We start from the raw sequence: 17261 nt of genomic DNA on the forward strand, positions 1-17261 counted from the left end.
ACCGCCTGCGGCGCACCCGAACTCGGTTGCGGCGCGGCGGGCGCGGCGGCGGGCAGCACCGGCGCGGCGGCGCTCGCGAAATCCAGCACCGAGGTCAGGTCACCACACAGCTCCCGCCGCCAAGCACTGATCTCGGGCTCCTCGACCCCGGTGACCCGCTCGAGGAGCCGCAGCACCGAGGTGTGATCGAAGAGTTCCGAGCACACCTGCTGCTTGCTCCACGGCGACACCACCAGCAGCGGAACTCGCGCGCCGAGCCCGAGGTTGTAGCCGTACAGGAACTCGTCCGGTGTCCCCGGCGGCGGCACGGGCGCGGGCACGTGATCGAAGAACCCGTCGTTCTCGTCGTAGTTCAGGATCACGACCGTCCGATCCCAGACCTCACGATTGTCGCTCACCGCGGCCAGCAGTTCGCGAACCACCGCCTGCCCGTTGCGCGGCCCGTACACCGGATGCTCCGACTGCGCCTCGGGCAGCACGATCCACGACACCGCCGGCAGCCTGCCGCCCTCGACATCGGCCCGGAACGACCGCGCCACTTGGCCTTCCGGCGACCGTAACAGCCCGCGTTCGACCAGTGCCCGTTCACCGTCCGCCAGCTCGTCCAGCCCGCGCCGCAGGGCTCGCTCGTACCCGTCCGCGAGCTGCGGTGCGCCGAGCAGCGCCCGATAGTAGGAGTAGAACGTCCGGAACGGCGTCCCGCCACCGCTGTCGGTGTATCGCAACGCGTTTCGCGCCGCCGCCCGGAAGGTGGCGAAGTACTCCAGGGAATTGTCGCCGTAGTTGTCCCACTCCTGGTACACGCGCCAGCCGACCCCTGCCGCCTGCAGGCGCTCGGCGTACGTGCTCCACCGCAGCCCGGTGATGGCCTCCCGCAACAGGTCCCGCCCCTCGGGCGTGCGCAGCGCGGCATTGCTGAACATCAATTGCGACGTCGCCAGCCCGAGCGCCTGACTGACACCGGCCACCACGGGTTCGGATGTGGCCGAGACGCCCAACAGCGCGTCGGCGAACACATCGGCCACCGCCGTCTCGGGCAGACTGTCCGTCCAGCGCGTCACCTCCGGTGTGGCGTACAGCTGTTGCTGCAGTGTCGAAGCCACGTTCTCGATCGCGAACGGATTGCGCGCCGCCCCGCTGAACAGGAACAGCCGATTCGGGTCCGTCGCGCCGTTGAACGAGCAGTGATTGCGGTCGCACACGGTGAAGGCCGCGGCCAGCTGGTGATAGAACTCGAGCGAGCGCCGCCGGTACCCCGCCATGGTTCCGGCGCCCTTGGCCGCGATCCACCCATCCCACCGCCCGTCGGCCACGGCCCGATGCCCGCCGTACGCCGAATGGTCGCAGCCGTCGAGGTTCTCCAACTCGGTCGCGAACGGCAGCACGAACCCGTCCCCGTGCGGCTGATGGAAAACCGAACGCCCCGAGGGCAATTGCAGCGCGTTGAGATCGGCGTACCCGCGCACCCCCGGGAACGTCCCGTAGTAGTGGTCCAGCGAACGGTTCTCCTGCATGAGGATCACCACGTGCTCGACCTGTTCGAGCCCGCCGGCCGGGCGCGCCCGCGCCCACGCCCGCACCAGACTCGGCGGCAGCAGCGACAGCGCACCCGCCGTCCCCGCGCCCCGCAGAAAACCACGCCGATCCATCCCGCTCCATTTCCCGCGTCCGTCCGCGATCCCCCGGCAGTCCGAGTCCGGACCCTAGCCGCCGCCGGTGACTTCCCCGCTCAGGCGCGTACACGCGCGGCGACGTGTCGCCGCCACGCCGTGAGCGGTAGCGTCTGATCCCATGAGCACCCCCGAAGCCGGTCCCCTGCTGCTGCTCGACGGCGCCAGTCTCTGGTTCCGCGCCTTCTACGCGATCCCGGAGAAGATCACCGCCCCCGACGGGCGGCCGGTGAACGCGTTGCGCGGCTTCACCGATATGGTCGCGGCGCTCACCAAACAGCATGCCCCGAGCCGGCTCGTGGTCTGCCTGGACCTGGACTGGCGGCCCGCCTTCCGCGTGGACCTGATCCCGTCCTACAAGGCGCACCGGGTCGCCGAGACCGTCGAACCCGATCCCGCGGCCGCGAGTGGCGCGGTGGCCGAAGAGGTTCCGGACACCCTGACCCCGCAGGTGGACATGATCCTCGAGGTGCTCGAGGCCGCGGGCATCGCCACCGCCGGGGCCGACGGGCTCGAGGCCGACGATGTGATCGGCACCCTGGCCACGCGCGAGCGCCACAGCGAGACCATCGTGGTCAGCGGTGACCGCGACCTGCTGCAACTGGTGCGCGACACCCCCGAACCCCCCGTGCGCGTGTTCTACGTGGGCCGCGGCCTGTCCAAGGCCGAACTCTGGGGCCCCGCCGAGGTCTCGGCCAAATACGGTGTGCCACTGCGGAACGCGGGCCCCGCCTACGCCGATATGGCCGCGCTGCGCGGCGACGCCTCCGACGGCCTGCCCGGTGTGGCGGGCATCGGCGACAAATCCGCCGCCCAGCTCATCTCCCGCTTCGGCTCCCTGGACGCCCTGCGCGAGGCCGTCACCGACCCGGCCTCGGAGCTGGCCAAGGGCGTGCGCGCCAAACTCGCTGCGGCGGAAGACTATCTGAAGGCCGCGGGCCCGGTGGTCCGCGTGGTACAGGACGCCACCGTGGACTTCTCCCGCGACGACCTGCTCCCCCGCGAGCCCGCCGATCCGGACCGCCTGCACGCGCTGGCCGCCGCCTACAACGCCGAGAGCCCGGTCAAACGCCTGGTCACCGCGATGACGAAACGCTGAAGTCGCTGCCCCTCCCCGGGCGGTTCGCTACAGCGGCCAGGTCTCCACTGCGCCGTTCAGGTCGGTGATCTCGGCTTCGGTGAAGCGGTTCTCGACCCGTTTGCGCAGGGTGATGCGGGTGGGTCCGCTCGCCACCTTGCCGGTGGCGCAATCGGGTTCGCAGATCCGGCGGTCCTGCGTGCCCGCGCCCTGGGCGGTATCCGGCCCCCACGAGCTCCACACGATGTCGCGCACCCACAGCCCGCCGTCACCGCAGGCCAGCAGCATCTTCACCGGCTTGCTCACCGTGCGGGCCGGGTAGGTGGTGCAGTCCTGCACCACGGGTTCGGCGTTGGCGAGCGATGCCACCGGCGCTGCGGTCGCGGTGCTGCTCACGGGGGCGGATTCGGTGGCGCCCGCACCGCAGGCGGTGACGGCGGTCAGCGCCGCGACCAGGATCGCGAACGCTCGAGCTCTGCGCAGGACGGTATTCACCGCACCCCCAACATGATCAACTTCGATGGCGTGCGGCCCACTGTACTCCCGCGACCTGATGTGCCCGGACGAACCGCGGGCCCGGTCGCGATCATCTCGATCGCGGCCGGGCCCAGCGGAATTCGTCGTGAGCGGATCAGCTCGGACGGCCGACCTCATAGGTCCCGTCATCCTTGGTGATCTTGATAGTGACCTTCTTGGCCTCGCCGCCCACCTTGACCGAGCACTCGAAGGTCTTGTCGACCTCGACCTTCTTACCCGACGGGCAGCTCACGTCCTGGACGTCCTCGATGCCGTAGGAATCCTTGAGCACCTTCTGCACACCGGTCTGCACGGCCGAATTGTCCAGCTGGTCCTTGGCGGTCAGCAGGACCACGCCGCCCACGATGGCGCCGAGCACGACCAGCACCGCGACCACCGCGCCGATGATCAAGCCGGTCTTCTTCTTGGCGGGCGCGGGCTGCTGCGGCCACTGCTGACCGGGCTGCTGCTGATTCCACTCCTGGCCCGTGGGCTGCGGCTGCTGCGGCCACTGCGGCGCGCTCTGCTGACCCCACCCCTGCTGCTGCGGCTGCTGGTTCCACTCCTGGCCGGTGGCCGGCTGCCCCTGCTGCGGCCACTGCGGCTGACTCTGCTGACCCCACCCCTGCTGACCGGGCTGCGGCTGCTGCGGCTGGCTCTGCGCCCACGGTTGCTGCTGATCCCCCCACGCGGTGGTCGGCTGCGCCGGCTGCTGCCCACCCCAGTTCTGAGTCGGTCCGGCGCCACCGGGCGCGGGCTGACCGCCGCCCCACTGCTGCGTCGGATCGTTGCGTCCCTCCCCTGTGCCAGGGGCGTCATTCGGTCCGTACGGGCCGCTCATTTGCTTGCCTTCCCTCGCAATCCGATGTACACACGCTAGCCCCCCGAGCAGGAACACGCTCGTGATCCCACCGCGGTCGGTACGTCTCAAAGAATCAAAGCACAGTCCAATTCCTTAAGCAGCGTCCACCGCGACGACACCCCGCCGGATGGCCCGTACGGCCTTGGCGGCGGTGCCCGCCACCTCTACATCGTCCGCCGTGTTGTGAATCTGGTCCAGCATGTCGATGACCTGACGGCACCAGCGCACGAAATCACCCGCTGACAACGGGTTTCCGCGATCCCCGCTGGCCAGCAGCGCATCGGCGAGGTCGTCCCCGCGGGCCCAGGAATGCATGCCGGTGAGGAAGCCCAGATCCGGTTCCCGGGTCGGGGCGAGCCGGTGCCTCGCCTCGTCCTGACGCAGTTGCGACCACACCGCGATGGTGGCGTCCACCGCCCGCCGGATCGGCGCGGTCGGCCCCGAAGCGCCGAGATAGCCGCCCTCCTGGCGGGATTCGAACACCAGGATCGACACCACGGCCGCCAGTTCGGCGGGACCGAGCCCCCGCCACAGCCCCTGGCGCAGGCACTCGGCCACCACCAGATCGGCCTCGGCGTAGATGCGCGCCAGGCGGCGGCCGTCGGCGGTCACCTCCCCGTCCTGGACGTACCCGCGTTCGCTGAGCAGCGCCAGGATCCGGTCGAAGGTGCGGGCCAGGGAGTTGGTGGTCGCGGCCACCTGCTGGCGCATGGTCTCGGCCTCGCGCTCGATGCGGTTGTAGCGCTCGCCGATCCGCGCCAGCTGCTCCCGATCCGGGCGCTCGTGCGCCGGATGATTGCGCAGCGCCCGGCGCAGCGACTGCAATTCGTGGTCGTCCGCCGCCTTGGACTTCTTGCCGTTCGAGCGCCTGCCCTGCGGCGACAGCCCGGTGCTGCGCAGCGCCGACGCCAGGTCACGTCGCACCCGCGCGGTGCGGTGATCGACGTGCCGCGGCAGGCGCAGATGGCCCAGAGATTGCGCGGGCGTGGGGAAGTCGGCCGCCGAGACCCGCCCGGCCCACTTGTCCTCGGTCAGCACCAGCGGCCGCGGATCGCCGGGCGTGGTGTCGGGTTCCAGGATGACCGCCAGGCCCTGCCGCCGGCCGGCCGGAATCGCGACCACGTCACCGCGTCGCAGCGCGGCCAGCGCCGAGACCGCCGCGGCCCGCCGATCGGTGCGGCCCTGCCGCTCGATAGAGCGCTCGCGCTCCCGAATCCGTTCGCGCAGTTGGATGTATTCGAGGAAACTGTCGTCTCCGAGCTGCGAGCGCAGTTTGCGCGCCTGCCCCTCGCTGCGCTCGATCCCGCGCACCAGGCCCACCACCGAACGGTCGGCCTGGAACTGGGCGAAGGACCGCTCGAGCAGCGCCCGCGAATCCACCGCGCCCATGCGGTCGACCAGGTTGATGGACATGTTGTAGCCCGGCTTGAACGAGCTGCGCAGCGGATAGGTGCGGGTGGAGGCCAGCCCGGCCACCGCGCTGGTGTCCACCTCGGGCTGCCACATGACCACCGCGTGGCCCTCGACGTCGATGCCGCGCCGGCCCGCGCGACCGGTGAGCTGGGTGTACTCGCCCGGGGTCAATTCCGCGTGCGTCTCGCCGTTGAACTTGACCAGCCGTTCGAGCACCACCGTGCGTGCGGGCATGTTGATGCCCAGAGCCAGTGTCTCGGTGGCGAATACGGCCCGCACCAGACCGCGCACGAACAGTTCCTCGACGGTGTGCCGGAACGCGGGCAGCATTCCGGCGTGATGCGCGGCGAACCCGCGATGCAGACCCTCGCGCCACTCCCAGTAACCGAGCACCTCGAGATCCTCTCGCGGCAGTTCCCCGGTGTGCTTCTCGATGATCGCGTCGACCTCGGGCCGATCGTCCGCGCGGCTCAGATCCAGCCGCGAGCGCACGCACTGCGCCAGCGCACCGTCGCAGCCCGCGCGCGAGAAGATGAACGTGATGGCGGGCAGCAGCCCTTCCTCGTCCAGCTTGGCGATCACCTCCGGGCGCGGGACCGGCCGGAACATCCGGCGGCCGCCGCCTCCGCCGCGCCGGCCGGGCGTACCCCAGCTCTCCATGCGATCGGCGGCCTCGCGCTGTTTGATGAACCGCACCAGATCCTCGTCGACCAGCACCCGCTGATCACTGGATTTGGTGTCGAAGAGATCGAACATGCGCCGCCCGACCATGACGTGCTGCCACAGCGGCACCGGCCGGGTCTCGTCCACGATGACCGCGGTGTCCCCGCGCACGGTCTCCATCCACGCGCCGAACTCCTCGGCGTTGGAGACCGTGGCGGACAGGCACGCCAGGCGGACCTCGGGCGACAGGTGCAGGATGACCTCTTCCCACACCGCGCCGCGGAAGCGGTCGGCCAGGTAGTGCACCTCGTCCATGACCACGTACGAAAGTCCGCGCAGCGCATCCGAACTCGCGTAGAGCATGTTGCGCAGCACCTCGGTGGTCATGACCACGACGGGCGCGTCCGCGTTGATGGACTGGTCACCGGTGAGCAATCCCACGTTCTCGCGCCCGTGGCGCGCGGTGAGATCGGCGTACTTCTGGTTCGAGAGCGCCTTGATGGGCGTGGTGTAGAAGCATTTGCCGCCCGAGGCCAGCGCGAGGTGGACCGCGAATTCTCCGACCACGGTCTTGCCCGCGCCGGTGGGCGCGCAGACGAGCACACTGTGCCCGCCCTGCAGCGCTTCACACGACTTCTGCTGGAAGGGATCCAGTGCGAATTTCAGCTCGGCGGCGAATGCCGCCAGTTCGCCAGTAAGCGACCTTGATGTCACCCGTCAGAGGGTATCGGAGTAATCCGGCACAGCTCGCGTTGTTTTTTCCGGCGGTGTCGCGGCCACCGGTTCCGGCCCCGCCACCGGTTGCGATGCGGCCACCGGCGTGGCGTGATCGATGCCGTCGGGTCCGCCGAGCGAGGAGGCTTCCTCGTCGGACAGGTTCGCCCAGTTCTCGGCATTGCGCGCCTTGCGCTTGTCGTTGATGCGCGCGATCTGGACCGCGAGCTCGAACAGCACGGTCAGCGCGAGCGCCAGCGCCAGCATGGAGAACGGGTCCTGCGGGGTGACGATGGCCGCGAAGACGAACAGGCCGAAGATCAGCCCGCGCCGCCACTGCACCAGCTTCGCGTAGGACAGCACACCGACGAGGTTGAGCCCCACGATGATCAGCGGCGTCTCGAAGCTCACCCCGAAGATGATCAGCAGCTGAATGATGAAGGTGAAGTATTCCGAACCGCTCAACGCCGTGACCTGCACGTCGTTGCCGATCGTCATGAGGAAGCTCAGGGCGTGCGCGACGACCCAGTAGGCCAGTGCGGCGCCGGCCACGAACAGTGTCGCGCCCGAGGCCACGAAGGAGATCGCGTACTTGCGCTCCTTGGCGTACAGGCCCGGGGTGATGAACGCCCACAGCTGGTACAGCCACGCCGGGCAGCCCAGCACCACGCCCGCGGTGATGGCGACCTTCAACCGCAGCATGAACTGCTCGAACGGCGCGGTGGCCAGCAGCCGGCACTCGCCGTCGGCGGTGATGGCCGCGCGCGACTCCTGCGGTAGCGAACAGTACGGCCCGCGCAGGATGTCACCGAGGCTCTCGATGCCCAGGAAGGAATGCGAGTACCAGAAGAACCCGAGCACGGTGGTCAGCGTGACAGCCAGAATGGCCTTCAGCAGCCGCGACCGCAGCTCGTAGAGATGCTCGACCAACGACATGGTGCCGTCGGGATTGGTCCTGCGCCGACTGCGCCGGGGGTCGAACGGAATGCGCATGAAAGTGTCTGCCTCGCTGATCGCCGCGCTGGACCTGGACAAACCTCGCCCCGGGACGAGTTCCTCATCCCGGGGTGGAGTGGGGCGATTACGCCTTGTTCAGGTCTTTGTTCAGTTCGGCGGTGGCCTGCTGCGCCGGGGCGACCGGGGCCGGGGCGACCGGGAGTTCCGCGGCGGGGGCGGCGGGCTTCGCGGCGGCGGACTTGTCGCCGTCGGACTGCATCTCGCTCATCTCGCTCTTGAAGATGCGCAGCGAACGACCGAGACCCCGGGCGGCGTCCGGAAGCCGCTTGGCTCCGAACAAGACCAGGAACAGCAGCGCAATGATGATCCAGTGCGTCGCGCTGAGTGAACCCATCGACTTCCTCCAATACTGTGGTGCTTCGATGCTACCCGACCGGCATATGACAAACCATTTGTCAACCCTGATACGGCCGGTCGTAACCCGGATTTGCCCGGATGTTACCCGGGCGAGCCGTCGGCTGCCCGCCGAGAAAGTCCTCGGCGGTCACCGGCCGGCCGCGGCCCGCAGTTCTGCCAGCAGCTCCGGACCGGACCAGGTGCGCCGATCACCGTCCTCGGCGACCGCGATGAGTTCGATGAGTCGCTGATTGACCGGCGTCGGTAACCCGACCATGGTACCCAGACTCACGATTTCGCCACAGAGCCAACGGATCTCGGTTCGGCGACCGGCCGCCAGATCGTCGGCCATGGACGAGCGCGCCACCGGGTCGATGGCCAGCACCCGCCCGGCAACCCGGCGGAACAGCCCGTCCGGCACGGTCAGCAGGCGCACCATCGCCGCCGGCGGCAACGGGGTCAGCCGCGCCGGGGTGATGCGCGCGGCGTTCATCACCGACAGCGCCTCGCCCTGGGTCAGCGCCAGACAGCGCCGGTAGTCCCGGGTGGCCAGCTCCTCGCGCAGCGGGCGCCCGGACAGCGCATTGATCGGGTTGTTGAGGTTCAGCAGCAGCTTGGCCCACTGCACCGGCAGCAGATCCGGATGCCGTTTGATCTCGAGCCCGGACGCGCGGAACAGCGGCCCGAAGCGATTGAGCACCGGATCGTCGGCCAGCGCGACCCCGCCCGCGGTGCCGCGGTGGAAGCGCCCGCCCGCGTGGTGCACGACGTTGAACATGACCATGCCGGCCAGCACCACGCACGCGGGCAGGATCTCCCGGATCACCGCGTCGTTGCCGATCCCGTTCTGCAGGCTCAGCACCACCGTCCCGGGCTTCAGCAAGCCCACCAGTTCGCTTGCGGCCGCGGCGGTATCGGCCGACTTCACGGTGATCAGCACCAGATCCGGTGGCGCGGCGTCATTCACGTCGGTGACGCCGCGGAAGGCCGCGGGCGGCACCGCCACGTCGCGACCGTCCAGGTCGGTGAGCCGCAGCCCGTGCTCGGCGATCTCGTCGAGCAGGCGCGGGCGGCCCACGAAGGTGACGTCCGCGCCGGCCGCGGCGAGATTGCCGCCGACGAAGATCCCGATACTGCCCGCGCCGAGCACCAGGACCCGCTGCGCCGGTATTGCACGAGAGGTCAAGCGGGACCGACCTCCTCGAAGCCGGCCGCCGGGAATTCGGCGTCGCGGCCGAGCGCGTCCGCCAGCGCGGCGTACGCCGTCAGCGCCGTGCCCGACCGCTCACGCACCGCGGTCACGAGTTCGGGCGGGCCCAATACGGTGACGCCCGAACCGAATCCGAGCAGCAGCCGGGCCATCCAGTCCAGGGTGGCGAAGCGCATGGTGGCCTCGATGCCGCCGTCGGCGTGCTGGGTCACCCGGTGCATCGGGTACTGGTCCAGCACCCAGGCGTAGTCGGCGCGAATCAGCAGGCGCGCCAGCGGAACCGCGGGATCGTCGACGAAAAGATCCAGGGCCGTGGCCTCGTCGAGCGCGGCCTCGGCGGGCGGGCGCGCGGGCTCGTCGAGTTCGGTGGCCTCCTCGATCCGATCCAGGCGGAACAGGCGTACACCCTCGGCCTGGCGGCACCACGCCTGCAGATAGCTGTTGCTGTCCACCAGCACGATCCGGATCGGATCCACCACCCGCTCGGAGACCACGTCGCGGCTGGCGGAGTAATAGACCAGGCGCAGTGCGTGATCGGCGGCCAGCGCCGAGCGCACCGTCGCCACCGACGGCGCCTGCACCGGCGCCGGAACGGACGGTCCCTCGAAGGTCCGGCCGGAAATGGCGGATTCGATCTTCGCGATGGCCGAGTGCGCGGCGCTGGGATCGACCATGCCGGGCAGATCCGCGATCGAGCGCAGCGCCACCAGCAGGGCGGTGGCCTCGGGTGAGGTCAGGCGCAGCGGCCGGTCGATGCCCGCGGAGAAGGTGACCTCGATGCTCTCCTCGGAGAACGAGAGGTCGATCAGGTCACCGGGTCCGTAACCCGGCAGTCCGCACATCCAGAGCTGATTGAGATCGCTCATGAGCTGTTTGGTGGTCACGCCCAGTTCGGCGGCGGCCTCGGCGGCGCTGATGCCCGGGTTGGCCTGGAAGTACGGCACCATGTTCAGCAGTCGCGACAACCGCACCGAGAGCCTGCTCCCGGCCGCGGCCGCGCCGCGGCGTTCGCGCGCTCCGGCCGAGATCCGCGCACCGTCCTGCTGCGCGCGCCGGGCAGTGCCGCCCGTTACCTCGCTCACGCCGAAACCTCCGTCCGTTCGAGCACCGACTCGAGCCGGGCAATCACGTTGTCGCGCAGATCTTCCGGGGCCAGCACCAGGGCGTCGGCGCCCAGACCGGTGATGAGGCGGGCCAGCCAGTCCCGCGAGCGGATGGGCACCTCGACGACCGAGCCCGGGCGCCCGGCGAGTTCACGATCCTCGATCGTCGCGCCGAGCCGGCGGATCTCCTGCCCGCGGCCCTTGGCGACCCAGACCGTCGCCGAACCGGCGATGGGGGCCTGACCGGTCACCTCGGCCACCGCCGCGCGCAGATCCAGGTCCTCGGGCTTGTGCACGGTGTTCTCCGGGCCGTACTCCACGACGTCGTCGGCGATGCGCGAGACGCGGAACACGCGCTGCGCGTCGCGGGCGTTGTCGTGCCCGACCAGGTACCAGCGGCCGTGATGGGTGACCACGCCCCAGGGCTGGACGTCGCGCTCGATCGGGTCGCCGTGCGATTGCCGGTGCGAGAACTTGACCGAGCGCCCGGCGTCGATGGCCGCGAGCAGCTTGCCCAGCACCGGCTCGGACCCGCGGGTGCGCGCGGGCACGGCGGGCACCGCGGAGACACCGACATCGGGCTCGACGTGAATGCCGGCGGCGCGCAGCTTGAGCAGTCCGCTCTCGGCGGCGGCGGCCAACTCCGGCGACTCCCACAGCTGCACCGCCACCGCGACCGCGGCCGATTCGGCGCTGGTCAGATCAATATCGGGGAGCTCGTACGCATCGCGGTTGATGCGGTAGCCCTCGGCACTCGAGTACCGGCTGATGGGGCCGATCTCGAGGGGAATGCCCAAATCGCGCAGCTCGTTCTTGTCGCGCTCGAACATGCGGCTGAACGCCTCGTCGCTCGCGGACTCCTCGTACCCCGCGACCGAATCCCGAATCCGCTCGGCGGTCAGGAACTGGCGGGTGGACAGCAGCGCGATAACAAGATTCATCAACCGCTCGACCTTGGATATCGCCACCCCGTAGAGAGTAGTGTGCCGCGCCGCCGCGCGTACCACGAGCTCCACCTATTTGCCTCCGCTGCGCTCCGGCGGGGTTCGCGGCCTGGAAGTCTCGTTCTTCCCTCCCTCCGCTCCTCCGCTTCGCTCCCCCGCTCCACTCAGTCCAGAACGAGACGGCCGCGAACCTCGTTGTGAGATTCGCGGCCGTCGATGACCCCGTCGGGGTACGCCTACATCGAGGCGATCAGCCTGTCCACGCGCTCATCCACCGAGCGGAACGGATCCTTGCAGAGCACGGTGCGCTGCGCCTGATCGTTCAGCTTCAGGTGCACCCAGTCGACCGTGAAGTCACGGCCGGCTTCCTGGGCGGCGGTGATGAAATCGCCGCGCAGTTTGGCCCGGGTGGTCTGCGGCGGGGTGTTGACCGCCGCGTCGATGGCCTCGTCCTCGGTGATGCGCTTGGCCAGACCCTTGCGCTGCAGCAGGTCGAAGACGCCGCGGCCGCGCTTGATGTCGTGGTAGGCCAGATCCAGCTGGGCGATCTTGGGATCGGACAGCTCCATGGAGTAGCGATCCTGGTAGCGCTGGAACAGCTTGCGCTTGATCACCCAGTCGATCTCGGTGTCGACCTTGGCGAAGTCCTGCGCCTCGACCGCGTCCAGGGTGCGGCCCCACAGATCCACCACCGCGTCCACCTGCGGATCGCGGTCGCGATTGCGCAGATGCTCCACGGCGCGGGCGTAGTACTCGCGCTGGATGTCCAGGGCGCTGGCCTGCCGCCCGCCCGCCAGCCGCACCGGGCGCTTACCGGTGAGGTCGTGCGAGACCTCGCGGATGGCGCGAATCGGGTTGTCCAGGGCGAAGTCTCGGAACGCGACCCCGGCCTCGATCATCTCGAGCACCAGCGAGGCGGTACCGACCTTGAGCATGGTGCTCGGCTCGGCCATGTTCGAGTCGCCGACGATCACATGCAGGCGGCGGTACTTCTCGGCGTCGGCGTGCGGCTCATCGCGGGTATTGATGATGGGCCGCGAGCGCGTGGTCGCCGAGGAGACGCCCTCCCAGATGTGTTCCGCGCGCTGCGAGAGGCAGAAGGTGGCCGCCTTCGGCGTCTGGAGCACCTTGCCCGCACCGCAGATGAGCTGCCGGGTCACCAGGAACGGCAACAGCACATCGGAGATGCGGGAGAACTCGCCGGCGCGCACCACGAGGAAGTTCTCGTGACAGCCGTAGGAGTTGCCCGCGGAGTCGGTGTTGTTCTTGAACAGGTAGATGTCGCCGCCGATGCCTTCCTCGGCGAGACGCTGTTCGGCGTCGATGAGCAGATCCTCCAGGACCCGTTCACCGGCGCGGTCATGAGTGACCAGCTGCACCAGGCTGTCGCACTCGGCCGTCGCGTACTCCGGATGCGAACCGACATCGAGGTAGAGCCGGGCGCCATTGCGGAGGAACACGTTAGAACTACGGCCCCAGGAAACTACCCGGCGGAAAAGGTACCGGGCCACCTCGTCAGGACTCAACCGACGGTGACCGTGGAAGGTGCACGTCACCCCGAATTCGGTTTCGATCCCCATGATTCGTCGCTGCACCCTATCGACATTACAGCGATACGGTGCCCGATAAGGGCGCTGTGAGAGACACGGTGCAAACGTATTCACAACGATTTAGCACGAGGTGCAACGCCGCACCGGGCGTAGCCAGCGAAAAGGCAAGTCCCCTTTGCACTCTGCTGTGCAGACTGCAAACACTCAGGTGAGGCGAGTGCGAGCCCACCGGGCCCGGGCGAGGCGGTGCGGCGGGCCACCGCGGGCGCACGGACGGCCCCGATTCGCGGGCGCGATGACAGCCCGTGCGGGAAAACGAATCCGGGCCGCGCACCGAATTCGTGCGCGGCCCGGAATTTCAGCATGTGGGACTCGAAGCGGGACGGCATCGAGAATCCCCGGTCATCCAAATGCGGCGGATGACCGGGGATTGCGCGAATTCCCTATGCCTGGGACGGATCTCCGCCCGTGGGCTTGTCCGCTTCGGCGGCGGCCTTGGCGCTGGGTGCCCTACCGGTGATCAGCTCCTGGAGGGCGGCGCCGGTGATGCGACGGAACGCCCGTCGCGGCCGGGCCTGTTCGAGGGTGGCGACCTCGAGTGAGGAGCCCGCCACCCGCTTGTCCTTGTCCGCCCCTTCCGGGGCCGACTTGGCCAGGGCCGCCACCGCGACCGAGACCGCGTCGTGCAGCGGCATACCCGCCTTGTAGGAACCCTTGAGCGCGGTGACGATGGGATCGGTGTTGCCGCCCATCACCACGAATTCGCGCTCGTCGACGATGGATCCGTCGAAGTTGATCCGGTACAGCACCGAGTTGGACTCGGCCTCCGGATACCCGACCTCGGCGACGCAGATCTCCACCTCGAAGGGCTTGAGCTGATCGGTGAAGATCGTGCCGAGGCTCTGCGCGTACAGGTTGGCCAGGAATCGGCCGGTGACATCGCGCCGGTCGAACTGGTACCCGCGCAGATCGGCCTGCAGGATGCCGCCACGACGCAGGCTCTCGAACTCGTTGTACTTGCCGACCGCGGCGAAGCCGACGCGGTCGTACAACTCGCTCACCTTGTGCAGGGTCGCCGACGGATTCTCCGCGACGAACACCACGCCTTTGTCGTACACCAGCACGACGACGCTTCGACCGCGCGCGATGCCCTTGCGGGCGAGCTCGGTCTTGTCGCGCATGATCTGTTCGGCGGATGCGTAATACGGCAGTGTCATGCTTGCGCACCCCCCTCGTCGTCGCCACGCGCGGCCACGATCTCGCGCGTGATCTCGGCCAGCCGGTCCTCCGACACCTCAACGGCGCCTTCGGAATCGATGACGATCGCCGTCGGGTAGATGCCCCGCATGGTGTCGGGGCCGCCGGTGGCGGTGTCGTCGTCGGCGGCGTCGAACAGGGCTTCCACGGCGATGCTCAGCGCCCGGTCCTGATCGATGCCCCGGCGGTAGGTCTTCTTCAGCGACGACTTGGCGAACAGCGAGCCGGAACCGACAGCGGTGTAACCGAATCGCTCTTCGCTGCGGCCGCCGACCACGTCATAGGAGATGACGCGCCCGGACTTGTCCGGGTCCGGCTGGTCCGGGTCGTAACCCACCAGCATCGGCACCACCGCGAGACCCTGCAGGGCCGCGGGGAGGTTGTCGCGCACCATCTTCGAGAGTTTGTTGGCCTTGCCGTCGAAGGTGAGGGGCACCCCCTCGATCTTCTCGTAGTACTCGAGCTCCACCGCGAACAGGCGGACCATCTCGATCGCCATGCCCGCGGTGCCCGCGATGCCGGCCGCGGAGAAGGTGTCGGTGATGTACACCTTCTCGATGTCACGACTGGCGAGCAGATTGCCCTGTGTCGCACGGCGATCGCCCGCGATCAGCACACCGCCGCGGTAGCTGACCGCGACGATGGTGGTGCCGTGCGGTGCGATGTCCGACGGCGCACCCGTGCCGGATGCGCCGTCGGCCCGGAAGTTGTTGCTGGGCAACAGTTCCGGTGCGTGGAGCCGGAGATATTCGGAGAAGGACGAAAGGGCGAGCCCCATCTGGCTGCGCAAGGGGTCGCCTGAGGTCACTGGCCGCCCTTCTGAACGTAGGCGCGCACGAAGTCCTCGGCATTCTCCTCGAGGACGTCGTCGATCTCGTCGAGCAGGTCGTCGGTCTCCTCAGCCAGTTTCTCGCGCCGCTCCTGCCCCGCAGCACCGTCCCCGACGGGGCCCTCATCCTCGTCGCCACCACCGGCGCGCTTGGTCTGCTCTTGTGCCATAGCAGCCGACCTCCTCTGTGATCATCGGCGAGCACCGGAAAAAGCCGGTGCCCGTGCACCCAACAGTACCCAGCGGCGACCGCAACATGCCGGATTAACCGCAATGCCGTCTTTCCGCGACCTTCCGGCAGCCTTGCGGGGTACGACCCCGAAGCACGGAAAGTTCTTCGGGGGCAACCCACCGAACCCTCGAAAAAGTAGGTCGAGCGCCCGGTTCGGCGCCGCTGTACGCCGCCCGCGAACACCCCGGAAATTAGGGGCTGTAGGGGGTGAATCCCACCTCGCGCACGGTACAGGCGCCGGGCCGGGCTCGGGCGTGCCACCGCGCCCGCCGTCCGCGCACCCCGCATCCGGACGCGGCGCGGGTTCTCGGCCCGCACCGCGTGACGCCCCTCGGATATCGATCAGCGAGTGAGCTGTTTCACCAGTTCCGCCGCCGTAGAGACCCCGTCCAACAGCTGGCCCACATGGGTTTTGGTGCCGCGGCGCGGCTCCAGGGTGGGGATCCGGACGAGCGAGTCGCCACCCAGATCGAAGATGACCGAATCCCAGCTGGCCGCGGCGATGTCGGCGCCGAAGCGGCGCAGGCATTCACCGCGGAAGTAGGCGCGGGTATCGGTGGGCGGGTTGGTCATCGCGTCCACGATCTGCTGTTCGGTGACCAGGCGCTGCATGGATCCGCGCGCCACCAGGCGGTTGTACAGGCCCTTGTCCAGGCGCACGTCGGAGTACTGCAGGTCGACCAGATGCAGCTTGGGCGCGGACCAGGTCAGGCCCTCGCGCTGGCGCATGCCTTCCAGCAGGCGGAGTTTGGCCGTCCAGTCCAGCAGGTCGGCGGTCTCCATCGGATCGCGCTCGAGCAGATCCAGCACGTGGGCCCACTTTTCGATGACGTCCTTGACGCGCGGATCGTCGTTGCCTTCGCGATCGGTGAACTTCTCGACCCGGTCGAGGTAGATGCGTTGCAGCGCAAGGCCGGTCAGCTCGCGGCCGTCCGCCAGCGCGACGGTCGCGCGCAGCGTCGGGTCGTGGCTGATGGTGTGCACGGCGGTCACCGGGCGGGCCAGCTGCAGATCGGACAGGTCCTCCCCCGCCTCGATCAGGTCCAGCACCAGGGCGGTGGTGCCGACCTTGAGGTAGGTGGCCCATTCGGAGAGATTGGCGTCGCCGATGATCACATGCAGGCGCCGGTACTTGTCGGCGTCGGCGTGCGGTTCGTCGCGGGTGTTGATGATGCCGCGCTTGAGCGTGGTCTCCAGGCCGACCTCGACCTCGATGTAGTCCGCGCGCTGGGAGAGCTGGAAACCGGCGGTGTCCCCGGACTGGCCGATGCCGACCCGGCCGGAACCGCAGATGACCTGGCGCGAGACGAAGAACGGGGTGAGCCCGACGATGATCTGGTTGAACGGGGTGTCGCGGCTCATGAGGTAGTTCTCGTGGGTGCCGTAGGAGGCGCCCTTGCCATCGACGTTGTTCTTGTACAGCTGCATGCGCGGCGCACCGGGCACGCTGGAGGCGTAGCGGGCGGCGGCGTCCATGACCCGCTCGCCCGCCTTGTCCCAGATCACCGCGTCCAGCGGATCGGTGACCTCGGGGGCGGAGTACTCGGGATGGGCGTGATCGACGTAGAGACGGGCCCCGTTGGTGAGGATCATGTTCGCCGCGCCGACCTCGTCGGCGTCGATCACCGGCGCGGGCCCGTTGAGCCGCCCCAGATCGAATCCTCGCGCGTCGCGCAGGGGTGATTCCACCTCGTAGTCCCACCGGGTGCGTTTGGCCCGCGGCACGCCTTCCGCCGCGGCGTAGGCGAGCACCGCCTGGGTCGACGTGAGAATCGGGTTGGCCGACGGCTCAGTAGGCGTCGAAATGCCGTACTCGACCTCGATTCCGATAATGCGCTGCATGGCGTCGAGCCTAGGCGACGCGGCC

15 protein-coding genes are annotated in these 17261 nt (G+C 68.9%); 1 reads left to right on the forward strand and 14 read right to left on the reverse strand.

Going from position 1 to position 17261, the window contains the following annotated elements; all coding sequences use genetic code 11:
* The coding region (locus ABZ319_RS32200; protein WP_354990304.1) for an alkaline phosphatase family protein at window positions 1–1649 on the reverse strand (1649 nt) is incomplete at its 3' end.
* A gap of 142 nt (window positions 1650–1791) precedes the next feature.
* Here ABZ319_RS32200 and ABZ319_RS32205 point away from each other — a divergent pair.
* Window positions 1792–2769, forward strand: a complete 978-nt coding sequence (locus ABZ319_RS32205; protein WP_354990305.1) for a 5'-3' exonuclease — start codon at window positions 1792–1794, stop codon at window positions 2767–2769.
* 27 nt (window positions 2770–2796) lie between these two features.
* Here the strand turns inward: ABZ319_RS32205 and ABZ319_RS32210 are convergent, their stop codons facing one another.
* The 13 genes from ABZ319_RS32210 to dop all read right to left on the reverse strand — a co-directional run bounded on the left by ABZ319_RS32210 (window position 2797) and on the right by dop (window position 17236).
* Window positions 2797–3243 (reverse strand): hypothetical protein, encoded by a 447-nt coding sequence (locus ABZ319_RS32210; protein WP_354990306.1) that lies wholly within the window; start codon window positions 3241–3243, stop codon window positions 2797–2799.
* Window positions 3244–3379: 136 nt separating this feature from the next.
* On the reverse strand, window positions 3380–4105 hold the full coding sequence (locus ABZ319_RS32215) for a DUF4333 domain-containing protein (protein WP_354990307.1): 726 nt from the start codon (window positions 4103–4105) through the stop codon (window positions 3380–3382).
* Window positions 4106–4219: 114 nt separating this feature from the next.
* Window positions 4220–6916 carry a DEAD/DEAH box helicase gene (locus ABZ319_RS32220; RefSeq protein WP_354990308.1) on the reverse strand — a complete coding sequence of 899 codons (2697 nt, stop codon included), beginning with the start codon at window positions 6914–6916 and terminating at the stop codon, window positions 4220–4222.
* A gap of 3 nt (window positions 6917–6919) precedes the next feature.
* The gene (tatC, locus tag ABZ319_RS32225; protein ID WP_354990309.1) at window positions 6920–7909 is read right to left on the reverse strand and encodes a twin-arginine translocase subunit TatC; all 990 of its coding nucleotides are present in this window, start codon (window positions 7907–7909) and stop codon (window positions 6920–6922) included.
* 88 nt (window positions 7910–7997) lie between these two features.
* Window positions 7998–8267 (reverse strand): Sec-independent protein translocase subunit TatA, encoded by a 270-nt coding sequence (gene tatA, locus ABZ319_RS32230; protein WP_354990310.1) that lies wholly within the window; start codon window positions 8265–8267, stop codon window positions 7998–8000.
* 150 nt (window positions 8268–8417) lie between these two features.
* The gene (locus tag ABZ319_RS32235; protein WP_354990311.1) at window positions 8418–9455 is read right to left on the reverse strand and encodes a 2-dehydropantoate 2-reductase; all 1038 of its coding nucleotides are present in this window, start codon (window positions 9453–9455) and stop codon (window positions 8418–8420) included.
* Window positions 9452–10507, reverse strand: a complete 1056-nt coding sequence (locus ABZ319_RS32240; RefSeq protein WP_354990327.1) for a YafY family protein — start codon at window positions 10505–10507, stop codon at window positions 9452–9454. The genes ABZ319_RS32235 and ABZ319_RS32240 overlap by 4 nt, the downstream gene beginning before the upstream one ends.
* 50 nt (window positions 10508–10557) lie before the next feature.
* Window positions 10558–11550 (reverse strand): YafY family protein, encoded by a 993-nt coding sequence (locus tag ABZ319_RS32245; RefSeq protein WP_354990312.1) that lies wholly within the window; start codon window positions 11548–11550, stop codon window positions 10558–10560.
* A gap of 212 nt (window positions 11551–11762) precedes the next feature.
* Window positions 11763–13121, reverse strand: a complete 1359-nt coding sequence (gene pafA / locus ABZ319_RS32250; protein WP_354990313.1) for a Pup--protein ligase — start codon at window positions 13119–13121, stop codon at window positions 11763–11765.
* Window positions 13122–13519: 398 nt separating this feature from the next.
* The gene (gene prcA / locus ABZ319_RS32255) at window positions 13520–14293 is read right to left on the reverse strand and encodes a proteasome subunit alpha (protein ID WP_354990314.1); all 774 of its coding nucleotides are present in this window, start codon (window positions 14291–14293) and stop codon (window positions 13520–13522) included.
* Complete coding sequence (gene prcB / locus ABZ319_RS32260; protein ID WP_354990328.1) at window positions 14290–15111, reverse strand: proteasome subunit beta; 822 nt, start codon at window positions 15109–15111, stop codon at window positions 14290–14292. The genes prcA and prcB overlap by 4 nt, the downstream gene beginning before the upstream one ends.
* Window positions 15112–15137: 26 nt before the next feature.
* Complete coding sequence (locus ABZ319_RS32265) at window positions 15138–15332, reverse strand: ubiquitin-like protein Pup (protein WP_067536347.1); 195 nt, start codon at window positions 15330–15332, stop codon at window positions 15138–15140.
* Window positions 15333–15736: 404 nt separating this feature from the next.
* Window positions 15737–17236, reverse strand: coding sequence for a depupylase/deamidase Dop (gene dop / locus ABZ319_RS32270; RefSeq protein ID WP_354990315.1), 1500 nt, complete (start codon window positions 17234–17236; stop codon window positions 15737–15739).
* Window positions 17237–17261: the final 25 nt, after the last annotated feature.

The sequence above is a fragment of the Nocardia sp. NPDC005978 genome (genome assembly GCF_040614455.1).
In the GTDB taxonomy this organism is placed as follows: Bacteria; Actinomycetota; Actinomycetes; order Mycobacteriales; family Mycobacteriaceae; genus Nocardia.

Coding starts and splice junctions, on each gene's coding strand:
- ABZ319_RS32265 (WP_067536347.1), bottom strand. CDS start 15,332: ATGGCACAAGAGCAGACCAAGCGCGCCGGTGGTGGCGACGAGGATGAG.
- ABZ319_RS32215 (WP_354990307.1), bottom strand. CDS start 4,105: ATGAGCGGCCCGTACGGACCGAATGACGCCCCTGGCACAGGGGAGGGA.
- ABZ319_RS32205 (WP_354990305.1), top strand. CDS start 1,792: ATGAGCACCCCCGAAGCCGGTCCCCTGCTGCTGCTCGACGGCGCCAGT.
- tatA (WP_354990310.1), bottom strand. CDS start 8,267: ATGGGTTCACTCAGCGCGACGCACTGGATCATCATTGCGCTGCTGTTC.
- prcB (WP_354990328.1), bottom strand. CDS start 15,111: ATGGGGCTCGCCCTTTCGTCCTTCTCCGAATATCTCCGGCTCCACGCA.
- dop (WP_354990315.1), bottom strand. CDS start 17,236: ATGCAGCGCATTATCGGAATCGAGGTCGAGTACGGCATTTCGACGCCT.
- prcA (WP_354990314.1), bottom strand. CDS start 14,293: ATGACACTGCCGTATTACGCATCCGCCGAACAGATCATGCGCGACAAG.
- tatC (WP_354990309.1), bottom strand. CDS start 7,909: ATGCGCATTCCGTTCGACCCCCGGCGCAGTCGGCGCAGGACCAATCCC.